Consider the following 17,846-nt stretch of genomic DNA (forward strand, 5'->3'; position numbering starts at 1 on the left):
TCTTACAAAAGGGAGGGAGAGGTAGTGAAGAAATACTCTATGCTTTTATTAGGAATACTGACTTTATTGTTGTTCTGGGGATGTACGTCATCAGAGGATGAAGCAAAAATGATTCCATCAAAATATAAGAATATCTCCAATACATACAAAGGGGAAGATTTTCAACTCTCCATGAATTCTTCAAAGGATTTTTATAGCCCCTTCTTAGATGAGATTACATTTGAAATGAAACATCAAGGTAAAGGGATTGTTACCTTTGGAACACCCTTTATTGTTGAACGATATAAAGATGGAGAGTGGTACAAGGTTCCTTTTCGAGGTGACTATGGGTTTAATAGCATCGGTCTAACTTTGAATTTCAACTATAATACTTACAATCAAACAGTGAGTATGAGGGAATATGGTCTTAATTTTGAAAAGGGAGTTTATCGCTTTGTAAAAGATTTCGATATTGAAGATTCCCGTAAAAAATTTACTTTAGCTGCCGTATTTAAGGTTGAATAGTAAGATTTATTGAACAGAAGTTAAATCAACTTACATTTGTACGAGATTCCCAAAATATAACTATTATTATAGAATGATCTATAATGATTTTTTTGATAGGAGGGATTTAGGTGGAGACGTTTGGGAGAGGTTGTTTATACATTATTGTAGCTTTTGCGCTTTTATTTTTCTTAGCTATCATTACACAAAGTCATATAAATATTCCATGGATTATTGCAATTCCTCTAATTATTTTGGCGTTTTGGATTGCCAAAAAGAAAACGGATGAAAAAGATCAATGAGACTAGGAAGCTATTTATGACCTGCAAAACAATACATAGTATAATAAAATAAGCATGAAAAAAGAAGGGGCCATCCCCTTCTTTTTCTTTACGGTTTAACCAATTTGGCTAAATAAGACATAGCGCGTTCTAAAATGGTTTCTGGAATAAACTCTCGTGATTCATAATCCATCTCTCCACCCACTTGGATTTTATCTAAATGTAAATCGGATTCTTTCAATAACAAGTTTAAATCAGCAGGTGAATAACATCGGAGGTATTGAGTTACTTTACTTTCAGGCTCATTCTTATGCCACCAAGTATCAACCATTTTACATCCCACTGGGTCAAAGTTATATCGTCTGGCGATATGGCCTAACTTCATTTCCTCGCCCGCAACTTTTGCCCAATACCAAGGTGTATAGATGTCGATTAAAGCCATACCATCTGATTTAAGCCATTGGGAGACACGATTTAATAATCTCTGTTGGTCTTCATCTGATCCGATCCCAAATCCATCCCAATAACAAACCACATCAAACGGACCTTGTACATCCACCTTATAAAAGTTCCCCTCTATAATATGAAGGTTATTCTCTACTCCATGTTCAGAAGCAAGTTTTTTCATGAGGTTAATTGCTTTAGGAACAAGTTCGATAACTGTCACTTTGTATCCTCTTTTAGCTGCGGCAACGGCAAATTGTCCACTTCCAGCCCCTAATTCTAAAATATGTTCAATAGGTTGGTCGACATATACTTCAAGCTTATCTACCAAATCTTCTCTTAAATCATTAAAGATTCCAGTTGTTTCGGATTCAGCCCAACTAAACATTTTACTGTAAAACTGATTGGCCCATTCCATTAGAAGCACTCCTTTAGGTTATTATTAAGCTAGCCTGTTGAGTAACTTCATATATTAGTAATTCAAAACCCCCATAAGAATCCTCCTTAACAAAACTTACAGATAATTCAAAATATATGTTACATTTAACAAGTAAACAAATCAACCTGAATTAGATAATAGAAAAGGCGGCTGGAATATGGCTAAACACTTTATTAGTGGAACAATTTTATTATTAAGTATATCAATCTTTTATTTAGGGTTTCAGTTGCACGGTGTAGCAAAAGTAGATAACATGGCTGAAGCTCTTGAGCATGAAGAAGATTCATCAAAAGCTTCCATTGTAAGTATGGAAAAGGGGTTGTGGACACTTGAGGAAGCTGCTACTTATTTAAGCCTTACATCCAAAGAGCTTGATGAGATTATTGTTTCGCAAAGGTTAATACGAATGAAGCGTACCTCCTATCCTACATATGATTATATCCCGTATGTTCAAATTAATGGAAAGTTCTATTTTAATAAAACAAACTTAGATAAGTGGATTCAACAAGCGGTCTACGAAAAAATAGGTGGATAAGCAGATATAAATAAAGAACTATTAAGGTAACTTGGTGTAATGGAAGGTTAAAAGTATCATATCCCAATAGATTCTTCTCTTCTAAAACCTTCTCACACGCATACACATAAAGTTGTGCTAAAATTTAAATGGACGTGTAAAAAGTTGTAAAACGTCTATTTTAAAAGATGTACTGCTGTTTTTACACATAAAGCTTCGTCACTGAAGCGGGATACAAGAAGTGAAGTTTTGAAAGCGCTTCACTAATACTTATAGCAACATGGAAGCAGTATATTGGAATAATTATTCTAAGGAGGCTGTTACACATGGTAGTACCATACACACATGAACCATTCACTGACTTTTCTCTACCAGAGAATCGTCAAGCAATGGAGGAAGCATTAAAGAAAGTTGAGGCGGATTTTGGAAAAGAATATCCTCTCGTTATTGGGGGAGAGAGAATCTACACGGATGACAAAATCACATCCTTTAATCCTGCCAACAAGGAAGAAGTAATAGGATATGTTTCAAAAGCGAACAAAGAATTAGCTGAGCAAGCTATGAAGGTTGCGGACGACACATTCCAATGGTGGCGTAAATCAAAACCGGAAATGCGAGCAGATATTTTATTCCGAGCTGCAGCTATTGTACGTCGTCGTAAACATGAATTTACAGCACATCTTGTAAAAGAAGGCGGTAAACCGTGGAAAGAGGCTGATGCTGATACTGCAGAAGCGATCGACTTCATGGAATACTACGGCCGACAGATGCTTGAAATAAAAGATGGGGCACAAGCGAATAGCCGACCTATTGAAAACAACCAATTCGATTACATTCCATTAGGTGTGAGTGTAGTATTCTCACCTTGGAATTTCCTTTTTGCTATTATGTGCGGAACAGCAGTGGCACCAATGGTTTCTGGAAACACTGTTATTTTAAAACCTGCAAGCCTGACTCCAATCATTGCTTATAAGATGATGGAAGTATTAGAGGAAGCTGGATTACCAGCTGGTGTCATAAACTACTTACCTGGACCAGGTGCTGAAGTAGGGGATTACTTAGTGGATCACCCACGTACTCGCCTTATTTCCTTCACGGGATCACGTGAAGTTGGGACTCGAATTTATGAGCGTGCCGCAAAAGTTCAACCAGGCCAGAAGTGGTTGAAGCGTGTTATTGCTGAAATGGGTGGGAAAGATACCATTATTGTCGATAATGAGGCAGATCTAGAATTAGCTGCAGAATCGATTGTTCATTCCGCATTTGGTTTCAGTGGACAGAAATGTTCTGCATGTTCACGTGTAGTAGCTCATGAGGATGTGTATGATAGTTTATTAAAACGTGTTGTTGAGCTGACAGAAGAACGTGTTACCGTAAATGATCCACACGATGGAAAAACATTCATGGGCCCTGTTATCGATCAAGGTGCTTATGACAAAATCATGGGCTATATTGAAACAGGTCGTAAAGAAGGAAAGCTTATGACTGGTGGTGAGGGAGATAACTCTAAAGGATTCTTCATACAACCGACTATTATTGCTGACCTAGATCCAAAAGCAGTTGTGATGCAGGAAGAGATCTTCGGACCAGTTTTAGGATTTACCAAAGGAAAAGATTTTGATGAGTTAATCGAGATTGCAAATAACACAGAATATGGTTTAACGGGGGCTGTTATTTCAAATAACCGTCTTCATATCGAGCAAGCTCGTGAGGACTTCATGGTAGGTAACCTATACTTCAACCGTGGATGTACAGCGGCAATTGTAGGCTATCATCCATTTGGTGGTTTCAATATGTCGGGTACAGACTCCAAGGCTGGTGGACCTGGATACCTTCTACATCATATGCAAGGTAAAACAACATCTGAAATGCTTTAATCATAAAATCCCCTTCTCTTCATAGTGTGAAGAGAAGGGATTAGTTTGTCTAGGTAACGAATCTCTCTTAATTTGATTTAAGTTGAAAGCAAACGTTTTGGTAATAATTTTATTAAGATCTTACTATCTACTGGAAAAACAATGAAATCTAAAAAAACTATGATTTAATTTTATTCGTTTTGCTCTATAATTATAGGCGAATTTGTTCATATCAGGCATATATAATGCATGTTATGTATATTTATTCGTTAACTTGCGTTTGTTTTAATTTTTTGAATGTTCGAATAATGTTAATGTGTTATAGTGTTTTTTGTATTTCCTAAGTGCATCGTCTATAATAACTATAATATTATTTTCTGAATTGAAGGAAAATTGTATGGCGATGTATAATCTATTCAAATAAAGTGGAAAAAAGGAGGATCTTAAATGGGAGAAGAATTTGCTCTATCTGGAGCTACATGGTTTTGGTTGTTTGTTCCAATGCCAATTTTAATTATTTTATCAACAATTACTTTATTTACTGGAAGGAGAGATTAGTACCCAATGAGTACTGCTACGTTAATTACGTTTATTATTTATTTAATTGGAATGCTTTTAATTGGTCTAGCGGCTTATCGCTTGACTAGTAATTTATCAGACTATGTATTAGGTGGACGCCGCCTTGGACCAGGTGTTGCTGCATTAAGTGCCGGAGCATCAGACATGAGTGGTTGGTTGCTACTTGGATTACCTGGTGCCATTTACGCTGGAGGTTTATCTAGTGCTTGGATTGGTGTCGGACTTGCTATTGGTGCCTACTTAAACTGGCAATTTGTTGCGCGTCGACTACGTAATTATACGGAGGTTGCCAACGATTCAATCACAGTGCCAGACTTCTTTGAAAATCGCTTCCGTGACAACTCGCATGTTTTGCGTGTTATCTCCGCACTTGTTATTTTACTATTTTTCACATTCTATACGTCTTCTGGTATGGTAGCCGGAGCAAAATTATTTGAAGCATCCTTTGGTTTAGGGTATGAACAAGCTCTATGGATTGGTGCTATTGTTATTATTTCGTACACATTTTTAGGTGGATTCTTAGCAGTAAGTTGGACGGACTTCGTTCAAGGAATCCTAATGTTCTTAGCTCTTATCGCTGTACCAATTGTGGCTATTAGTGAACTTGGTGGATGGAATCAAGTTATGCAAACAGTAGGGGAAATTGATCCAAGCCGTTTAGACATGGTTAAAGGTGTTGGCGTATTAGCTGTTATTTCTTCTATGGCATGGGGACTTGGTTACTTTGGTCAGCCACATATCTTAACACGTTTTATGGCATTACGTTCTTCTAAAGATGTACCAAAAGCTCGTTTCATCGGTATGACTTGGATGATCCTAGGTCTATATGGTGCTATCTTTACTGGTTTTGTTGGTCTAGCTTATGTAAGTGACGTTGCTAACGCTGGCAACTTAGCAGAGTTTGGTGTAAAAGTTGTAACTGATGGTGGAGTTCAGATGTTAGATGACCCTGAGAAAATCTTCATTGCATTCTCTCAAATCTTATTCCACCCAGTGATTGCAGGTATTCTATTAGCAGCAATTCTATCTGCAATCATGAGTACAATTGACTCTCAGCTACTTGTATCATCTTCAGCTGTAGCGGAGGACTTTTATAAAGCAATCCTTCGTAAAAATGCATCTGAACGTGAGCTTGTATGGGTAGGTCGTATTTCTGTTGGTGTAATTGCACTAATTGCTATCCTACTTGCTTACAACCCGGAAAGCTCAGTGCTTGGCCTTGTAAGTTATGCTTGGGCAGGATTTGGTGCTTCATTCGGTCCAATTATCTTGCTTTCTTTATTCTGGAAGCAATTAGGAACAGGTCTTTACGAAATTGTTCCAGGTTTCATTCTATGTGCACTAGTAGCTATAGTTGTTAGTCTAATGAGCCGTCGTCCAAGTGACGAAATCATTGCAGAATTCGATCAAGCAAAAAGCATGTAATATACAATTTGAAGAACCTCTTCTTTCTAGAAGGGGTTCTTTTTTATATGTATCACAACCTAAATAACATAAACATTTAAATAAGTTGGAATTTGACAGTTCTCATTCAACTCAGTCTTCTTGATTGTTATACGGTAATTTTGGTATCATCATATATTATGTGATGTTCGATACGAATGGAGGTTATACAATGTCACGCATTGATAAAGAACAAGTAAAGCACGTTGCTCATTTAGCACGTTTACATGTTTCTGAAGAAGAAGCAGATAAGTTTACAAAGCAGCTAGACGATATCATCTCGATGGCTGAACAGTTAAATGAATTAGATACTGAAGGTGTAGAACCAACTACACACGTTTTAGATTTGAAAAATGTCATGCGTAAAGATGAACCGAAAAAATGGATTACGCAAGATGAAGCATTGAAAAACGCACCGGAAAAACAAGATGGCCAAATCCGTGTGCCATCCATTTTGGAATAGGAGGTTAATCGCATGTCTCTTTTTGATCATAAGCTTTCAGAAATACAGGAATGGCTACATAACAAAGAGATCTCCGTTAATGATCTTTTAGATGAAGCCTTTAAGCGTATTGAAGAAGTTGATGGAGAAGTAAAATCCTTTTTAACACTTAACGAAGAAGGAGCTCGTGAGCGTGCAAAAGAACTAGATGAATTACGAGGCACGAAAGAAGGTCGTGGCTTGTTATTTGGTATGCCGATCGCGATTAAAGATAACATTGTAACAAAAGGCTTACGTACAACAGCAGCAAGCCAGATTTTGGACAACCTTTATGATCCTTTATACGATGCTCATGTTGTTCAAAAGCTAAATAATGCTGAGTCTGTAACAGTTGGAAAACTTAACATGGACGAATTTGCTATGGGTTCTTCAAACGAAAACTCTAGCTACTTCCCTACACGTAATCCTTGGAACACGGATTATGTTCCAGGAGGATCTAGTGGTGCATCAGCAGCGTCCGTAGCTGCAGGTGAAGTTCCGTTCTCTCTAGGTTCTGACACAGGTGGCTCTATCCGTCAACCTGCAGCGTATTGTGGTGTTGTAGGTCTTAAACCAACATACGGTCGTGTATCTCGTTTTGGTCTGATCGCTTTTGCGTCATCCCTTGACCAAATTGGACCGTTAACACGTACTGTAGAGGATAATGCATATATTCTTGAAACAATTGCTGGGCATGACAAAATGGACTCTACTTCAGCAGATGTAGAAGTACCAAAATATACAGAAGCATTAACAGGTGATGTAAAAGACCTGAAAATTGCTGTACCTAAGGAGTACCTTGGTGAAGGTGTATCTGAAGAAGTTAAAACAGCTGTTCAAAATGCAATTAAAGAATATGAGAAGATGGGAGCAACATGGGAAGAGGTTACACTTCCTCACTCTAAGTATGCCCTATCAACGTATTACCTAATTTCATCCTCAGAAGCATCTGCAAACCTTGCTCGCTTCGATGGGGTTCGTTATGGTCGTCGTTCTGAAAAAGCAGAGAACATGCTAGACATGTTTAAGCTTTCCCGTAGCGAAGGCTTTGGTGATGAAGTGAAGCGCCGTATTATGCTTGGTACATTTGCGTTAAGCTCTGGTTACTATGATGCTTACTATAAAAAAGCGCAACAAGTACGTACGCTAATCAAGAAGGACTTTGACGACATTTTCGAAAACTATGACGTCATCATTGGACCTACTACACCAACACCAGCCTTTAAAGTTGGTTCAAAAACAGATGATCCATTAACGATGTATGCTAACGACATCCTAACGATCCCTGTGAACTTAGCGGGTGTTCCGGGTATTTCCGTACCTTGTGGCTTCTCTTCAGAAGGCTTACCGATCGGCTTACAAATCATCGGAAAGCACTTTGATGAAAGCACAGTGTATCGTGCAGCGCACGCTTTTGAACAAGCAACAGATTACCATAAGCAAAAACCGTCCCTGGGAGGTGCCCAATAATGAACTTCGAAACGATTATCGGAATTGAAGTCCACGTAGAATTAAAAACTGCATCGAAAATTTTCAGCCCGAGTCCGAACATGTTTGGTGATGAGCCGAATACAAACGTGAACCCGATCGACTTAGGGTACCCAGGTGTTTTACCGGTTTTAAATGAAGAAGTTATTAATTACGCAATGAAGGCTGCTATGGCATTAAACTGTGACATTGCTACTGATACGAAATTTGACCGAAAGAACTATTTCTACCCAGATAACCCGAAAGCTTATCAAATTTCTCAGTTTGATCAGCCACTAGGTGAAAACGGATATATCGATATTGAAGTAGACGGTAAAACGAAGCGAATCGGTATTACACGTCTTCATGTTGAAGAAGATGCGGGTAAACTTACGCACAGTGATGATGGCTACTCCCTAGTAGACTACAATCGTCAAGGGACACCACTTGTTGAGATTGTATCTGAGCCAGACATTCGCTCTCCAAAAGAAGCATATGCTTACTTGGAAAAGCTGAAGAATATCATTCAATATACAGGCGTTTCGGATTGTAAGATGGAAGAAGGTTCGCTTCGTGCTGACGCAAACATTTCCATTCGCCCAATCGGCCAAGACGAATTTGGTACTAAAACAGAATTAAAGAACTTAAACTCCTTCTCTTTCGTTCAAAAAGGACTAGAGTTTGAAGAGCAGCGTCAGGAAAAAGCATTACTTGCAGGCGAAGAGATCCTACAAGAAACACGTCGTTTTGATGAGTCTTCTAAAAAGACGATTCTGATGCGTGTTAAAGAAGGATCAGACGACTATCGTTATTTCCCGGAGCCGGACCTAGTTCCTCTTTACATTAACGATGATTGGAAAGAACGCATACGTGCTGAGATTCCTGAGCTTCCAGATGCTCGTAAAGAACGTTACGTGAAAGAACTAGAGTTACCTGAATACGATGCAATGGTTCTTACAAATAACAAAGCTCTATCTGATTTCTTTGAAGAAACGATCAACGCTGGAGCTGATGTGAAGCAAGCTTCTAACTGGTTAATGGGTGAAGTATCTGCTTACATGAATAAGAACTACAAAGAAATTCATGAACTTGCATTAACACCAGAAGGCCTTGCGAAAATGATCAAATTGATCGAAGACGGAACCATTTCTTCTAAAATTGCGAAGAAAGTATTTGCTGAGCTAGTTGAAAACGGTGGCGATCCAGAGAAAATCGTTAAGGACAAAGGTCTTGTGCAGATCTCAGATGAAGGACAACTTCGTGAGATTATCACAGGTATTCTTGATGAAAACCCACAGTCCATTGAAGACTATAAGAACGGTAAAGACCGTGCCCTAGGCTTCCTTGTTGGACAGACGATGAAAGCGACCAAAGGACAGGCAAACCCACCTATGGTTAACAAAATCATCTTAGAAGAGATCGAAAAACGCTAGAATACGAATTAGTCACAAATGAGGAAAAGCACGCTTTCTTGGCGTGCTTTTCTATGTGTTAAATACCACATCATCGGAAATCCTATAAAAGGGCTTAAACTTTTCAAATAAAGGAAAAAGAAGTATGATGATGAAAGGAAATATGGCTTGGATGGGGGTAAGACCTATGAAGCGAGCACGGATTATCTACAATCCAACCTCTGGCAGAGAAGCCGTTAAGAGAGAGCTCCCTGAAATATTGCAACGATTTGAACAAGCGGGATATGAAACATCCACCCATTGTACAGTAGGTTCAGGTGACGCGACACATGCAGCAGAAATAGCTGCACAGCGAAAGTTTGATGTCGTCGTCGCAGCTGGTGGGGATGGAACTATTAACGAAGTTATTAATGGTCTTGCTGAGAACGAGCATCGACCTAAACTAGGGATAATCCCTGTTGGAACGACAAACGATTTTGCTCGAGCAATTTGTGTACCGCGAAATATTAAAAAAGCGATTGATGTCATTTTAGATGACTTTTCAAAAGAACTGGATATTGGGCGAGTTAATGATCAATACTTCGTAAATATCGCTGGTGGTGGGAAGCTAACCGAGTTAACCTATGAAGTGCCAAGTAAGCTCAAGACAATGTTGGGTCAATTGGCGTATTACTTAAAAGGAGTCGAAATGATTCCCTCCCTTAGACCAACTCATGTGCAAATTGAGTATGATGGGAAATGGTATGAAGGGGAAGTTATGGTCTTTCTTGTATCCAATACAAATTCAGTTGGTGGCCTTGAAAAATTAGCTCCAGATGCTTACATGGATGATGGCATGTTTGATTTACTTATTATTAAGAAAGTCAATCTAGCTGAACTTATTCGCCTTGCTTCATTAGCTATGAAAGGGAACCATGTTAATGATCCTAATGTCATCTATGCAAAAGCAAATCGCATAAAAGTTTTAACGGATGAAAAAATGCAATTAAATATAGACGGAGAATTTGGCGGATTATTACCCGGGGAATTTGTCAATTTATATCGCCACCTCGAATTTTTTGTCCCAAGAGATCGATGGGAGTAATAATATAAAGTAGATGCCTTGTTACGCTCGAGGTTTGTCGAGACTGACAAAGTCCGAGCGTAACACGGTACCATAACAAGATGGTAAAGGAAGTTATATAGATGTCAAAACCACAGCCACCTGTGCAGAAAAATGAAACCGTAGAGCTAACATTTGAAGACTTAACACATGAAGGCAATGGTGTAGGCAAAGTTGATGGCTATCCGCTCTTCGTTCCTTATGGTTTACCAGGGGAAAAAGGAAAGGTTAAAGTCATTAAGGTGAAAAAGAATTTTGGCTTCGGTAAGCTCCTTGAAGTTGAGGAGCCAAGCCCTGAACGTGTAGAACCGCCTTGTGATGTCTTTTATCAATGTGGCGGTTGTCAGATTCAACATATGAGCTATGACATGCAGTTGAACATGAAACGTAATCAAGTGGAAAGCTCTATGCATAAAGTTGGTCATCTGGGTCATGTACCCGTACATCCTACACTTGGGATGGAAAATCCATGGCGCTACCGCAACAAGGTGCAAATTCCTGTTGGCAAAGACGGGGATGGTCTTAAAACAGGATTCTATCGAAAACGAAGCCATGACATCATCAACATGGATACATGTGTGATCCAGGATGAAAAGAATGACCGTATGGTAGAAGCTGTTCGCCGTATCGCCGAGAAACATGGTATTCAAGCGTATGATGAAGAAAAGCATCGTGGTACGCTTCGTCATATTATGGTCCGTACAGGTCAAACAACTGGCGATGTGATGGTTGTCATGATTACGAAAACTAAAGAACTACCTCATAAAGATGAGATTGTTGAGGAAATTCGACAAACCTATCCGGATGTAAAATCGATCGTTCACAACGTAAACCCTAAACGTACGAATGTCGTTATGGGAGACCAAACGACGATTCTTTGGGGTGAAAAATATATTAAAGACCGTATTGGTGACATCGAATTCATGATCTCACCTAAATCGTTCTACCAAGTAAACCCTAATCAAACGAAACAATTATATGATAAGGCTCTTGAATATGCCGATCTGCAAGGACATGAAACGGTGATTGATGCTTACTGTGGTATCGGAACCATCTCGCTTTTCTTAGCTCAAAAAGCTAAGAAAGTGTATGGTGTAGAGGTCGTTGGTCCAGCTGTGTCAGATGCTAAGAAAAATGCTAAGCTAAATGGCTTAGATAACACAGAATTCTTTGTGGGCGAAGCTGAAAAAGTATTTCCGTGGTGGAAGTCCCAAGGCCTTGACCCAGACGTGATTGTAGTCGATCCACCTCGAAAAGGCTGCGATGAAAACCTACTTCAGGCGATGATTGAAATGAAGCCGAACAAGATTGTTTATGTTTCCTGTAATCCATCTACTTTAGCGCGTGACTTACGTATTTTAGAAGATGGTGGGTTTGAAACACAGGAAGTGCAGCCTGTCGATATGTTTCCTCAGACGGGGCACATTGAATGTGTAACGTGGCTCAAAAGAAAATAGAAATATAGTATGCAGAAGTCCCGAGAGTAGATAAAAGTTTCTCGGGACTTCGCTTTATAGTAAAGGTGGTATATTAGATGAATAATAATGATCGGTTAATTCGATTAAGATATGCTCTAGATATAAAAGATCCAGATATGGTGGAAATATTTAAACTTGGTGATATGGAAGTAACATTAGAAGAAGTACGTGAAATGCTCACCAAATCCAAGGACAGTTACGACAATGATCGTGATGATGAAGAGGATACAACAGTGGATAATGTGATGCTAGAGTCATTTTTAAATGGCCTTATTATTTTGAAAAGAGGCAAGCAAGATCCGAAGCCAGGACAACCTGAAAGGCCCGCACTGTCTGGAGATGAAAGTATCAATAATATCCTACTAAAGAAATTGAAAATTGCACTAAAGTTAACAAGTGAGGATATGCTTGATGTGTTTAACAAAGCAGGAGTCAGAGTCACAAAAGGAGAATTAAGTGCTCTATTAAGAAAAGAAGGGCATAAAAATTATCAAGAGTGTGGAGATAAGTATGCTAGGAGCTTCTTGAAGGGACTAACGATTTTATATAGAGGCTAGACGATCACAAGTAAGTACCTGTCACCAACCAAGTTTTGTTGAATAGTAACGACAAAACTCGGTTGGTGACAGGCACTTTTTTTGTACTATTCTTGTAAAGCGTTATAATACTTTAACTCATTTTCAATTTCAAGCAACTTTTGCTCTTGTTTATCAACGGATCGGCCAAATGACTCTAATCTTTCCATATCATCTTGTAACCTCAAATATTCCATTTTTAATTCTGCAATCTTTTGGTTAATTTCTTCTTTTTTCATAAGGTACTCTCCTTTAGATGATTCATATATATATTAGTTTAGTTCATTTATACATGTAAAAAAAGTGTCTGTACACAGTCCGTTTCATGCCTAAGCAAAGCAGGGGAAACAGGAACCGTTTACAATAAGCTTTTACGAAATAAAGGGAAAGGGGGGCTAAGTTTCAATAAATGTTGGAATGGGACAGGCACTTTTTGTATGATATGGTCTAAATCCGTATTCACGTCGAATAGAGTATGTATAGCAACTGCTTTATTCAAAGAGGATAGGGGGAGTACGAATGTTTTCGGTTACAGAAATGCGTACCTTCGAGTTGTTTTCAACCCCTCATATCGCCGTAATCTTCATATTTATATTCATTTCTGTTTTGATGGTTATTTTTAGACGGTCCTTAAGACCTCACCAGTCTATCATAAAATGGACATTATTCGGATTATTGATTATATGTGAAGTATCCGGACAAATTTGGGAAGCTGCGACAAACCAATATGAAGTTGGGAGTCTTCCTTTACATCTTTGTTCAATCAGTACATTCTTATGTCTCTATTTATTTCTGAAACCAAATAAGAAAATCTTTTATTTGTTGTTTTTTACCGGTCTTCTTCCTCCCAGTTTAAGCATTATCACACCTGAAATGTTCTACCAATTTCCTCACTTTGACTTCTTGAGCTACTTCCTCCATCATGCTGCTATCACTTGGTCCGTCATTTACTTCATTGTGTTTCAGGGTTATCGCGTACCTGTAAAAGCAATCGGGAGTGTTTTTTTGATCCTGAATCTCATGGCCATCCCAATTTTTATCATCAATATTCTTCTCGACACGAACTTCTTCTACTTGGCTAATCCAACTGAATCCAAAACAATTCTATCCTTCTTTGGATCAGGCATTATGTATTATATAAACCTTGAAATAGCAGCGTTTATTGTATTTTCTATTACGTACGTTCCAATGTGGATGTTGTTGAAACGAGAAAAGAATAAGCGAATAAACCAAGAGACTTAAGTATATTGATCAAACGTTTGATCAATATCGTCTCCCTTTGAGGAAATCCCAAGAAAAAGTAATGGAGGAAGGCTGTGGTGAAAAAGAGCTTTCTCCATAATTAGCGGGAGGGGTAGAATGTCTATGATTCTAAAAGATGCCTCTAAAGAACAGCTCATACAAGCGAATCAAAGAAGCTTGTTAGCGTTTAATAAAGAAATGAGTAATGATAGCGATGTTGTTCATTATCTTCAAAGGGATCAAGTTGAGGGTCTCTATAGCCTAATCCCTGTAGAATTCCTGAACCGTGTTATTCTCACAAAGTTAAGTTCTGACCATTTCGAGAAAAAACTTCTAGCCATAAAGGATTTTTATATAGATAAGAGCTCTCCATTGAGTTGGGAAATCTGGCCAACAGATTCTCCGGATAATATGGAAGAAAAGCTAAAACAAAATAAATTTCAATATTCTAGAGATTATCCAGCTATGTCTGTCCGGGTTAATCACATTGTAGAGGAGCCATTAGGGAACTTAGTCATTAGGAAAGTAAAGAATCAAACTGAGGCTGAGGTTTTCGCAGACGTATTCCAAGAGGTTTATGGGTTACCAGACTCCATAAGGGAGGATTTTTTAAGTACGGTCAAAAATAAAGGGTATGACCGGGATTTGTTAAATTATGTTGGCTATGTTCAAGGAGAACCTGTATGTGTGTCCACATTTTATTATGCTGCAGGAGTTGCTGGCATCTATAATGTAGGAACCAAAAAAGAGCATTCTCGAAAGGGGTATGGAAGAAAAATCACAGCTTATCCTTTACTAGAAGCAAAAAAACAAGGATATGAATATGCCATTCTCCAGTCATCTGTACAAGGGGAAAAGGTGTATGCACGAATGGGATTTGATGAATTGTGTAGAGTGAAAGTCTATAAAAGCGTATAGTGAAAGTGCCTGTCACCCCCACGGGTTTTGTAGAATGTTGACAAAATCCGAGAGGTGACAGGCACCTTTTTTAAACATTGATATACCTGTTTTGAATATACATATAAGAATGATGTGTTGAAAGGATATATGGGAAAGGATGGTTGGGATGAACAAAGAGATCCTTCATATCGCAAGAGATTTTATAGAAACTCATTTTCCTGATAGTCGTGCTGCTTTATTGGCAGGAAGTTATGTTCGAGGGGATGATACCCCTTCTTCCGATTTAGATATTGTCATACTGGATGGAGATACGTATAGAAAATCCTACATATTTTCAGATAAGCCGATAGAAGCTTTTGTTTATAGTAAAGATTCGCTTGAGTTCGAATTATTTCTGGAAAAGCAGCATGGTATTCCCTTAATCACTCGAATGTGTGCTGAGGGTGTTGTACTCAAAGGTGAAGAAGATGCACGTACATTAAATTTACAAGGAAAGCAAAATTTGATGGAAGGACCCACCCCTTTGTCCTCGAACAAATTGGATGAATTTCGATACACCATTTCAGATCTGCTTTATGACTTAGAGGGTTCCAGAGTAGAAATGGAGGATACATATAGTGTTGGAGAACTCACAAGAAAACTTCCTGAATTTATCCTTAGAGCTAACCAAGAGTGGATCGGTGAAGGAAAGTGGATGTTTCGGTGTTTAAAACACTTTGATCCAAATATCACCAAGGATTTTACAAAGTGTATTCAAGGGTACTATAAATCAAATAATAAAGATGAACTCATACGTTTCGTGGACCATCAATTAGTACCTTTTGGCGGAAGGTTATTTAAGGGGTATCAAAAATAGCCTCATATAAGTGCCTGTCACCACCCGAATTTTGTCAAATATTATAAACGACAAAATTCGGGTGGTGACAGGCACCTTTATTGCCCATTCTTATGCATAAAACTCATTAAACAGGGTAATTGATAATGAGAAGTTTGTTTAGAACGGAGGGTGTAATTCATGCAAAAAATGAACAAGGGGATTGTCACAGCGATTGCATCTATTGGAATTGCTCAAGGGTTAAAAATCCTTACTCATAAAAAAATTAGTGGGGAATGGGATCTGAAGCAGGTATCGACCACTGGAGGCATGCCAAGCTCGCATTCAGCTGGTGTGTCAGCTCTTGCGACTTATATCGCAGCTAATAAAGGTGCCAGTCATACTGAAACAGCATTGGCTACTGTTTTAGGTGTGATTGTCATGTATGATGCACAGGGATTACGTCGTCATACTGGAGAGATTGCCCAGCTTGTTAATGACTTAGAGGATAGTATGGCTGAGATATCAGGAGATTTTCCGAGCTTTGAATTTGTGGAACGAGAAGAAGAGTTAAATGAACTATTGGGTCATCAGCCTGTTGAGGTTATGGGAGGTGCGTTATTAGGAGGACTATTAGGTTTCTTATCAGCAAAAATTGAGAATCGAGAGAGGGATTAACGATCAATTCGCTCAACTACTAATAGTCTGTGATAAGAGTCCAACGAAAGGGCTCTTTTTTACTGCCGATTGATGGTATGATGTTATGAGGAATTAGAATATATAGAAAATGAGGCTACAAAATGAATGTAGATTTTAAAAACTATGGATTAAGTCAAGACATCCTAAAGGCTCTATCGGGTTTAGGGTATGATACTCCAACAGGAGTACAAGATCAGGTTATTCCACAAGCCCTGACGAATAAAGATCTCGTAGTGAAATCACAAACGGGCAGCGGAAAGACTGCTTCATTTGGCATCCCAATATGTGAGAAGGTGTCATGGGAAGAGAACAAACCTCAAGCATTAATTCTAACCCCAACACGTGAGTTAGCCGCACAAATCAAAGAAGATATAACAAATATAGGACGATTTAAAAGAATTAAGGCTACTGCTGTCTATGGGAAGCAACCTTTCCAAAGGCAAAAGTTAGAGTTGAAACAAAAGTCACATGTTGTAGTAGGGACACCTGGACGAGTACTGGATCATCTTGAAAAAGGAACACTTTCTACTCAAAAACTAGATTACCTTGTCATTGATGAAGCAGATGAAATGCTTAACATGGGGTTTATTGAACAAGTAGAAGCCATCATTCAAAAACTTCCTAAAGATCGCTCGACTTATCTGTTTTCTGCTACATTACCAGAAGATATTGAAGAGTTGAGTCGAAATTACATGAGACAACCCCTTCATATTGAGATAAAAGCCACTGGTTTGACAACGGATCATATTGACCATTCTTATATAGAGGTCCAAGAAGAAGAAAAACTGTCACTCTTAAGGGATATAACAACAGTAGAAAAACCTGATCGATGTATCATCTTTTGCCGAACGCAAGAGCATGTAAATCAATTAATGGATGAATTAGATCGACTTCATTATCCAGTCGATAAACTACATGGTGGAATGGTTCAAGAAGACCGTTTTAAAGTAATGAATGATTTCAAAGAGGGGAAATTTCGATACTTAGTTGCGACAGATGTTGCTGCTAGAGGTATTGATGTAGAGAACATTACACACGTTATCAATTTTGATATGCCTGTTGAAAAAGAAAGTTACGTTCATAGAACAGGACGAACAGCACGAGCTGGGAAGTCAGGAAAAGCCATATCGTTTGTGACACCGAATGAGGGAGAGGTTTTGGAATACGTCCAAGATTATATTGGGTTCTCCATACCTAAGATCGATCCACCTTCTAATGAAGCGATCACAAAAGCGCGAGACAATTTTAAAAAGAAATTGGATAAAAAGCCTGCTATAGAAAATGATCGAAAGGCTCATTTGAATAAAGATATTATGAAACTTTATTTTAATGGTGGGAAGAAAAAGAAAATAAGAGCTGTTGATTTTGTCGGTACGATTTCTAATATCGAAGGCGTTTCTGCAGATGATATTGGAATCATTACGATACAAGAAAACCTCTCGTATGTAGAGATATTAAATGGAAAAGGCCCACATGTATTGCAAGCTATGAAACATACCACCGTAAAAGGAAAGAAACTTAAAGTGCATGAAGCAAGGAAATAGAATGTTTGAATAAGTGCCTGTCACCACCCAAATTATGTCGAAGATTGGATGGTGACAGGTATTTTGTTTGTTGTCAGAAAATAATAAAATTTC

18 protein-coding genes are annotated in these 17,846 nt (G+C 38.4%); 16 read left to right on the plus strand and 2 right to left on the minus strand.

What is annotated here, in order from left to right:
• The first annotated feature begins 24 nt into the window (after positions 1–24).
• Positions 25–504, plus strand: coding sequence for an immunoglobulin-like domain-containing protein (locus GS400_RS02560; protein ID WP_160098742.1), 480 nt, complete (start codon positions 25–27; stop codon positions 502–504).
• A gap of 110 nt (positions 505–614) precedes the next feature.
• Positions 615–785: a hypothetical protein gene (locus GS400_RS19995; RefSeq protein ID WP_201450130.1), complete on the plus strand. Its 171-nt coding sequence runs from the start codon at positions 615–617 to the stop codon at positions 783–785.
• Positions 786–873: 88 nt separating this feature from the next.
• On the opposite strand, the gene GS400_RS02565 is transcribed toward GS400_RS19995, so the two are convergent.
• Positions 874–1,626 carry an SAM-dependent methyltransferase gene (locus GS400_RS02565; RefSeq protein ID WP_160098744.1) on the minus strand — a complete coding sequence of 251 codons (753 nt, stop codon included), beginning with the start codon at positions 1,624–1,626 and terminating at the stop codon, positions 874–876.
• A 178-nt stretch (positions 1,627–1,804) separates the two neighbouring features.
• Between GS400_RS02565 and GS400_RS02570 the strand changes: the two genes are divergently transcribed.
• The 9 genes from GS400_RS02570 (at position 1,805) to GS400_RS02610 (ending at position 12,536) form a co-directional block, all read left to right on the plus strand.
• Complete coding sequence (locus GS400_RS02570; RefSeq protein WP_160098746.1) at positions 1,805–2,182, plus strand: helix-turn-helix domain-containing protein; 378 nt, start codon at positions 1,805–1,807, stop codon at positions 2,180–2,182.
• A gap of 305 nt (positions 2,183–2,487) precedes the next feature.
• Positions 2,488–4,038, plus strand: coding sequence for an L-glutamate gamma-semialdehyde dehydrogenase (pruA, locus tag GS400_RS02575; RefSeq protein ID WP_160098748.1), 1,551 nt, complete (start codon positions 2,488–2,490; stop codon positions 4,036–4,038).
• 543 nt (positions 4,039–4,581) lie between these two features.
• Positions 4,582–6,021 (plus strand): sodium/proline symporter PutP, encoded by a 1,440-nt coding sequence (gene putP, locus GS400_RS02580; RefSeq protein WP_160098750.1) that lies wholly within the window; start codon positions 4,582–4,584, stop codon positions 6,019–6,021.
• Between the two features lie 190 nt (positions 6,022–6,211).
• Positions 6,212–6,502, plus strand: coding sequence for an Asp-tRNA(Asn)/Glu-tRNA(Gln) amidotransferase subunit GatC (gatC, locus tag GS400_RS02585; RefSeq protein ID WP_027446592.1), 291 nt, complete (start codon positions 6,212–6,214; stop codon positions 6,500–6,502).
• Between the two features lie 12 nt (positions 6,503–6,514).
• Complete coding sequence (gene gatA / locus GS400_RS02590; protein WP_160098752.1) at positions 6,515–7,990, plus strand: Asp-tRNA(Asn)/Glu-tRNA(Gln) amidotransferase subunit GatA; 1,476 nt, start codon at positions 6,515–6,517, stop codon at positions 7,988–7,990.
• Positions 7,990–9,420, plus strand: coding sequence for an Asp-tRNA(Asn)/Glu-tRNA(Gln) amidotransferase subunit GatB (gene gatB, locus GS400_RS02595; RefSeq protein WP_160098754.1), 1,431 nt, complete (start codon positions 7,990–7,992; stop codon positions 9,418–9,420). Before gatA ends, gatB begins: the two co-directional genes overlap by 1 nt.
• Before the next feature lie 166 nt (positions 9,421–9,586).
• A complete protein-coding gene (locus GS400_RS02600; protein WP_160098756.1) occupies positions 9,587–10,483 on the plus strand; it encodes a diacylglycerol kinase in 897 nt (298 codons plus the stop codon).
• Positions 10,484–10,584: 101 nt separating this feature from the next.
• Complete coding sequence (gene rlmD / locus GS400_RS02605; protein ID WP_160098758.1) at positions 10,585–11,958, plus strand: 23S rRNA (uracil(1939)-C(5))-methyltransferase RlmD; 1,374 nt, start codon at positions 10,585–10,587, stop codon at positions 11,956–11,958.
• 77 nt (positions 11,959–12,035) lie between these two features.
• Positions 12,036–12,536 (plus strand): YehS family protein, encoded by a 501-nt coding sequence (locus GS400_RS02610; RefSeq protein ID WP_160098760.1) that lies wholly within the window; start codon positions 12,036–12,038, stop codon positions 12,534–12,536.
• Between the two features lie 86 nt (positions 12,537–12,622).
• Here the strand turns inward: GS400_RS02610 and GS400_RS20000 are convergent, their stop codons facing one another.
• Entirely contained in the window at positions 12,623–12,793 is a 171-nt protein-coding gene (locus GS400_RS20000) for an SE1832 family protein (RefSeq protein WP_201450131.1), read from the minus strand.
• Between the two features lie 298 nt (positions 12,794–13,091).
• On the opposite strand from GS400_RS20000, the gene GS400_RS02615 reads away from it, so the two are divergent.
• The 5 genes from GS400_RS02615 (at position 13,092) to GS400_RS02635 (ending at position 17,753) form a co-directional block, all read left to right on the plus strand.
• Entirely contained in the window at positions 13,092–13,796 is a 705-nt protein-coding gene (locus tag GS400_RS02615; protein WP_236561225.1) for a YwaF family protein, read from the plus strand.
• Between the two features lie 117 nt (positions 13,797–13,913).
• Positions 13,914–14,714: a GNAT family N-acetyltransferase gene (locus GS400_RS02620; protein ID WP_160098764.1), complete on the plus strand. Its 801-nt coding sequence runs from the start codon at positions 13,914–13,916 to the stop codon at positions 14,712–14,714.
• Between the two features lie 148 nt (positions 14,715–14,862).
• Positions 14,863–15,552 (plus strand): nucleotidyltransferase domain-containing protein, encoded by a 690-nt coding sequence (locus tag GS400_RS02625; protein WP_160098766.1) that lies wholly within the window; start codon positions 14,863–14,865, stop codon positions 15,550–15,552.
• A gap of 159 nt (positions 15,553–15,711) precedes the next feature.
• Entirely contained in the window at positions 15,712–16,188 is a 477-nt protein-coding gene (locus GS400_RS02630; RefSeq protein ID WP_160098768.1) for a divergent PAP2 family protein, read from the plus strand.
• A 122-nt stretch (positions 16,189–16,310) separates the two neighbouring features.
• Positions 16,311–17,753: a DEAD/DEAH box helicase gene (locus GS400_RS02635; protein WP_160098770.1), complete on the plus strand. Its 1,443-nt coding sequence runs from the start codon at positions 16,311–16,313 to the stop codon at positions 17,751–17,753.
• Positions 17,754–17,846 lie beyond the last annotated feature (93 nt).

Source organism: Pontibacillus sp. HMF3514, from assembly GCF_009858175.1.
In the GTDB taxonomy this organism is placed as follows: Bacteria; Bacillota; Bacilli; order Bacillales; family BH030062; genus Pontibacillus.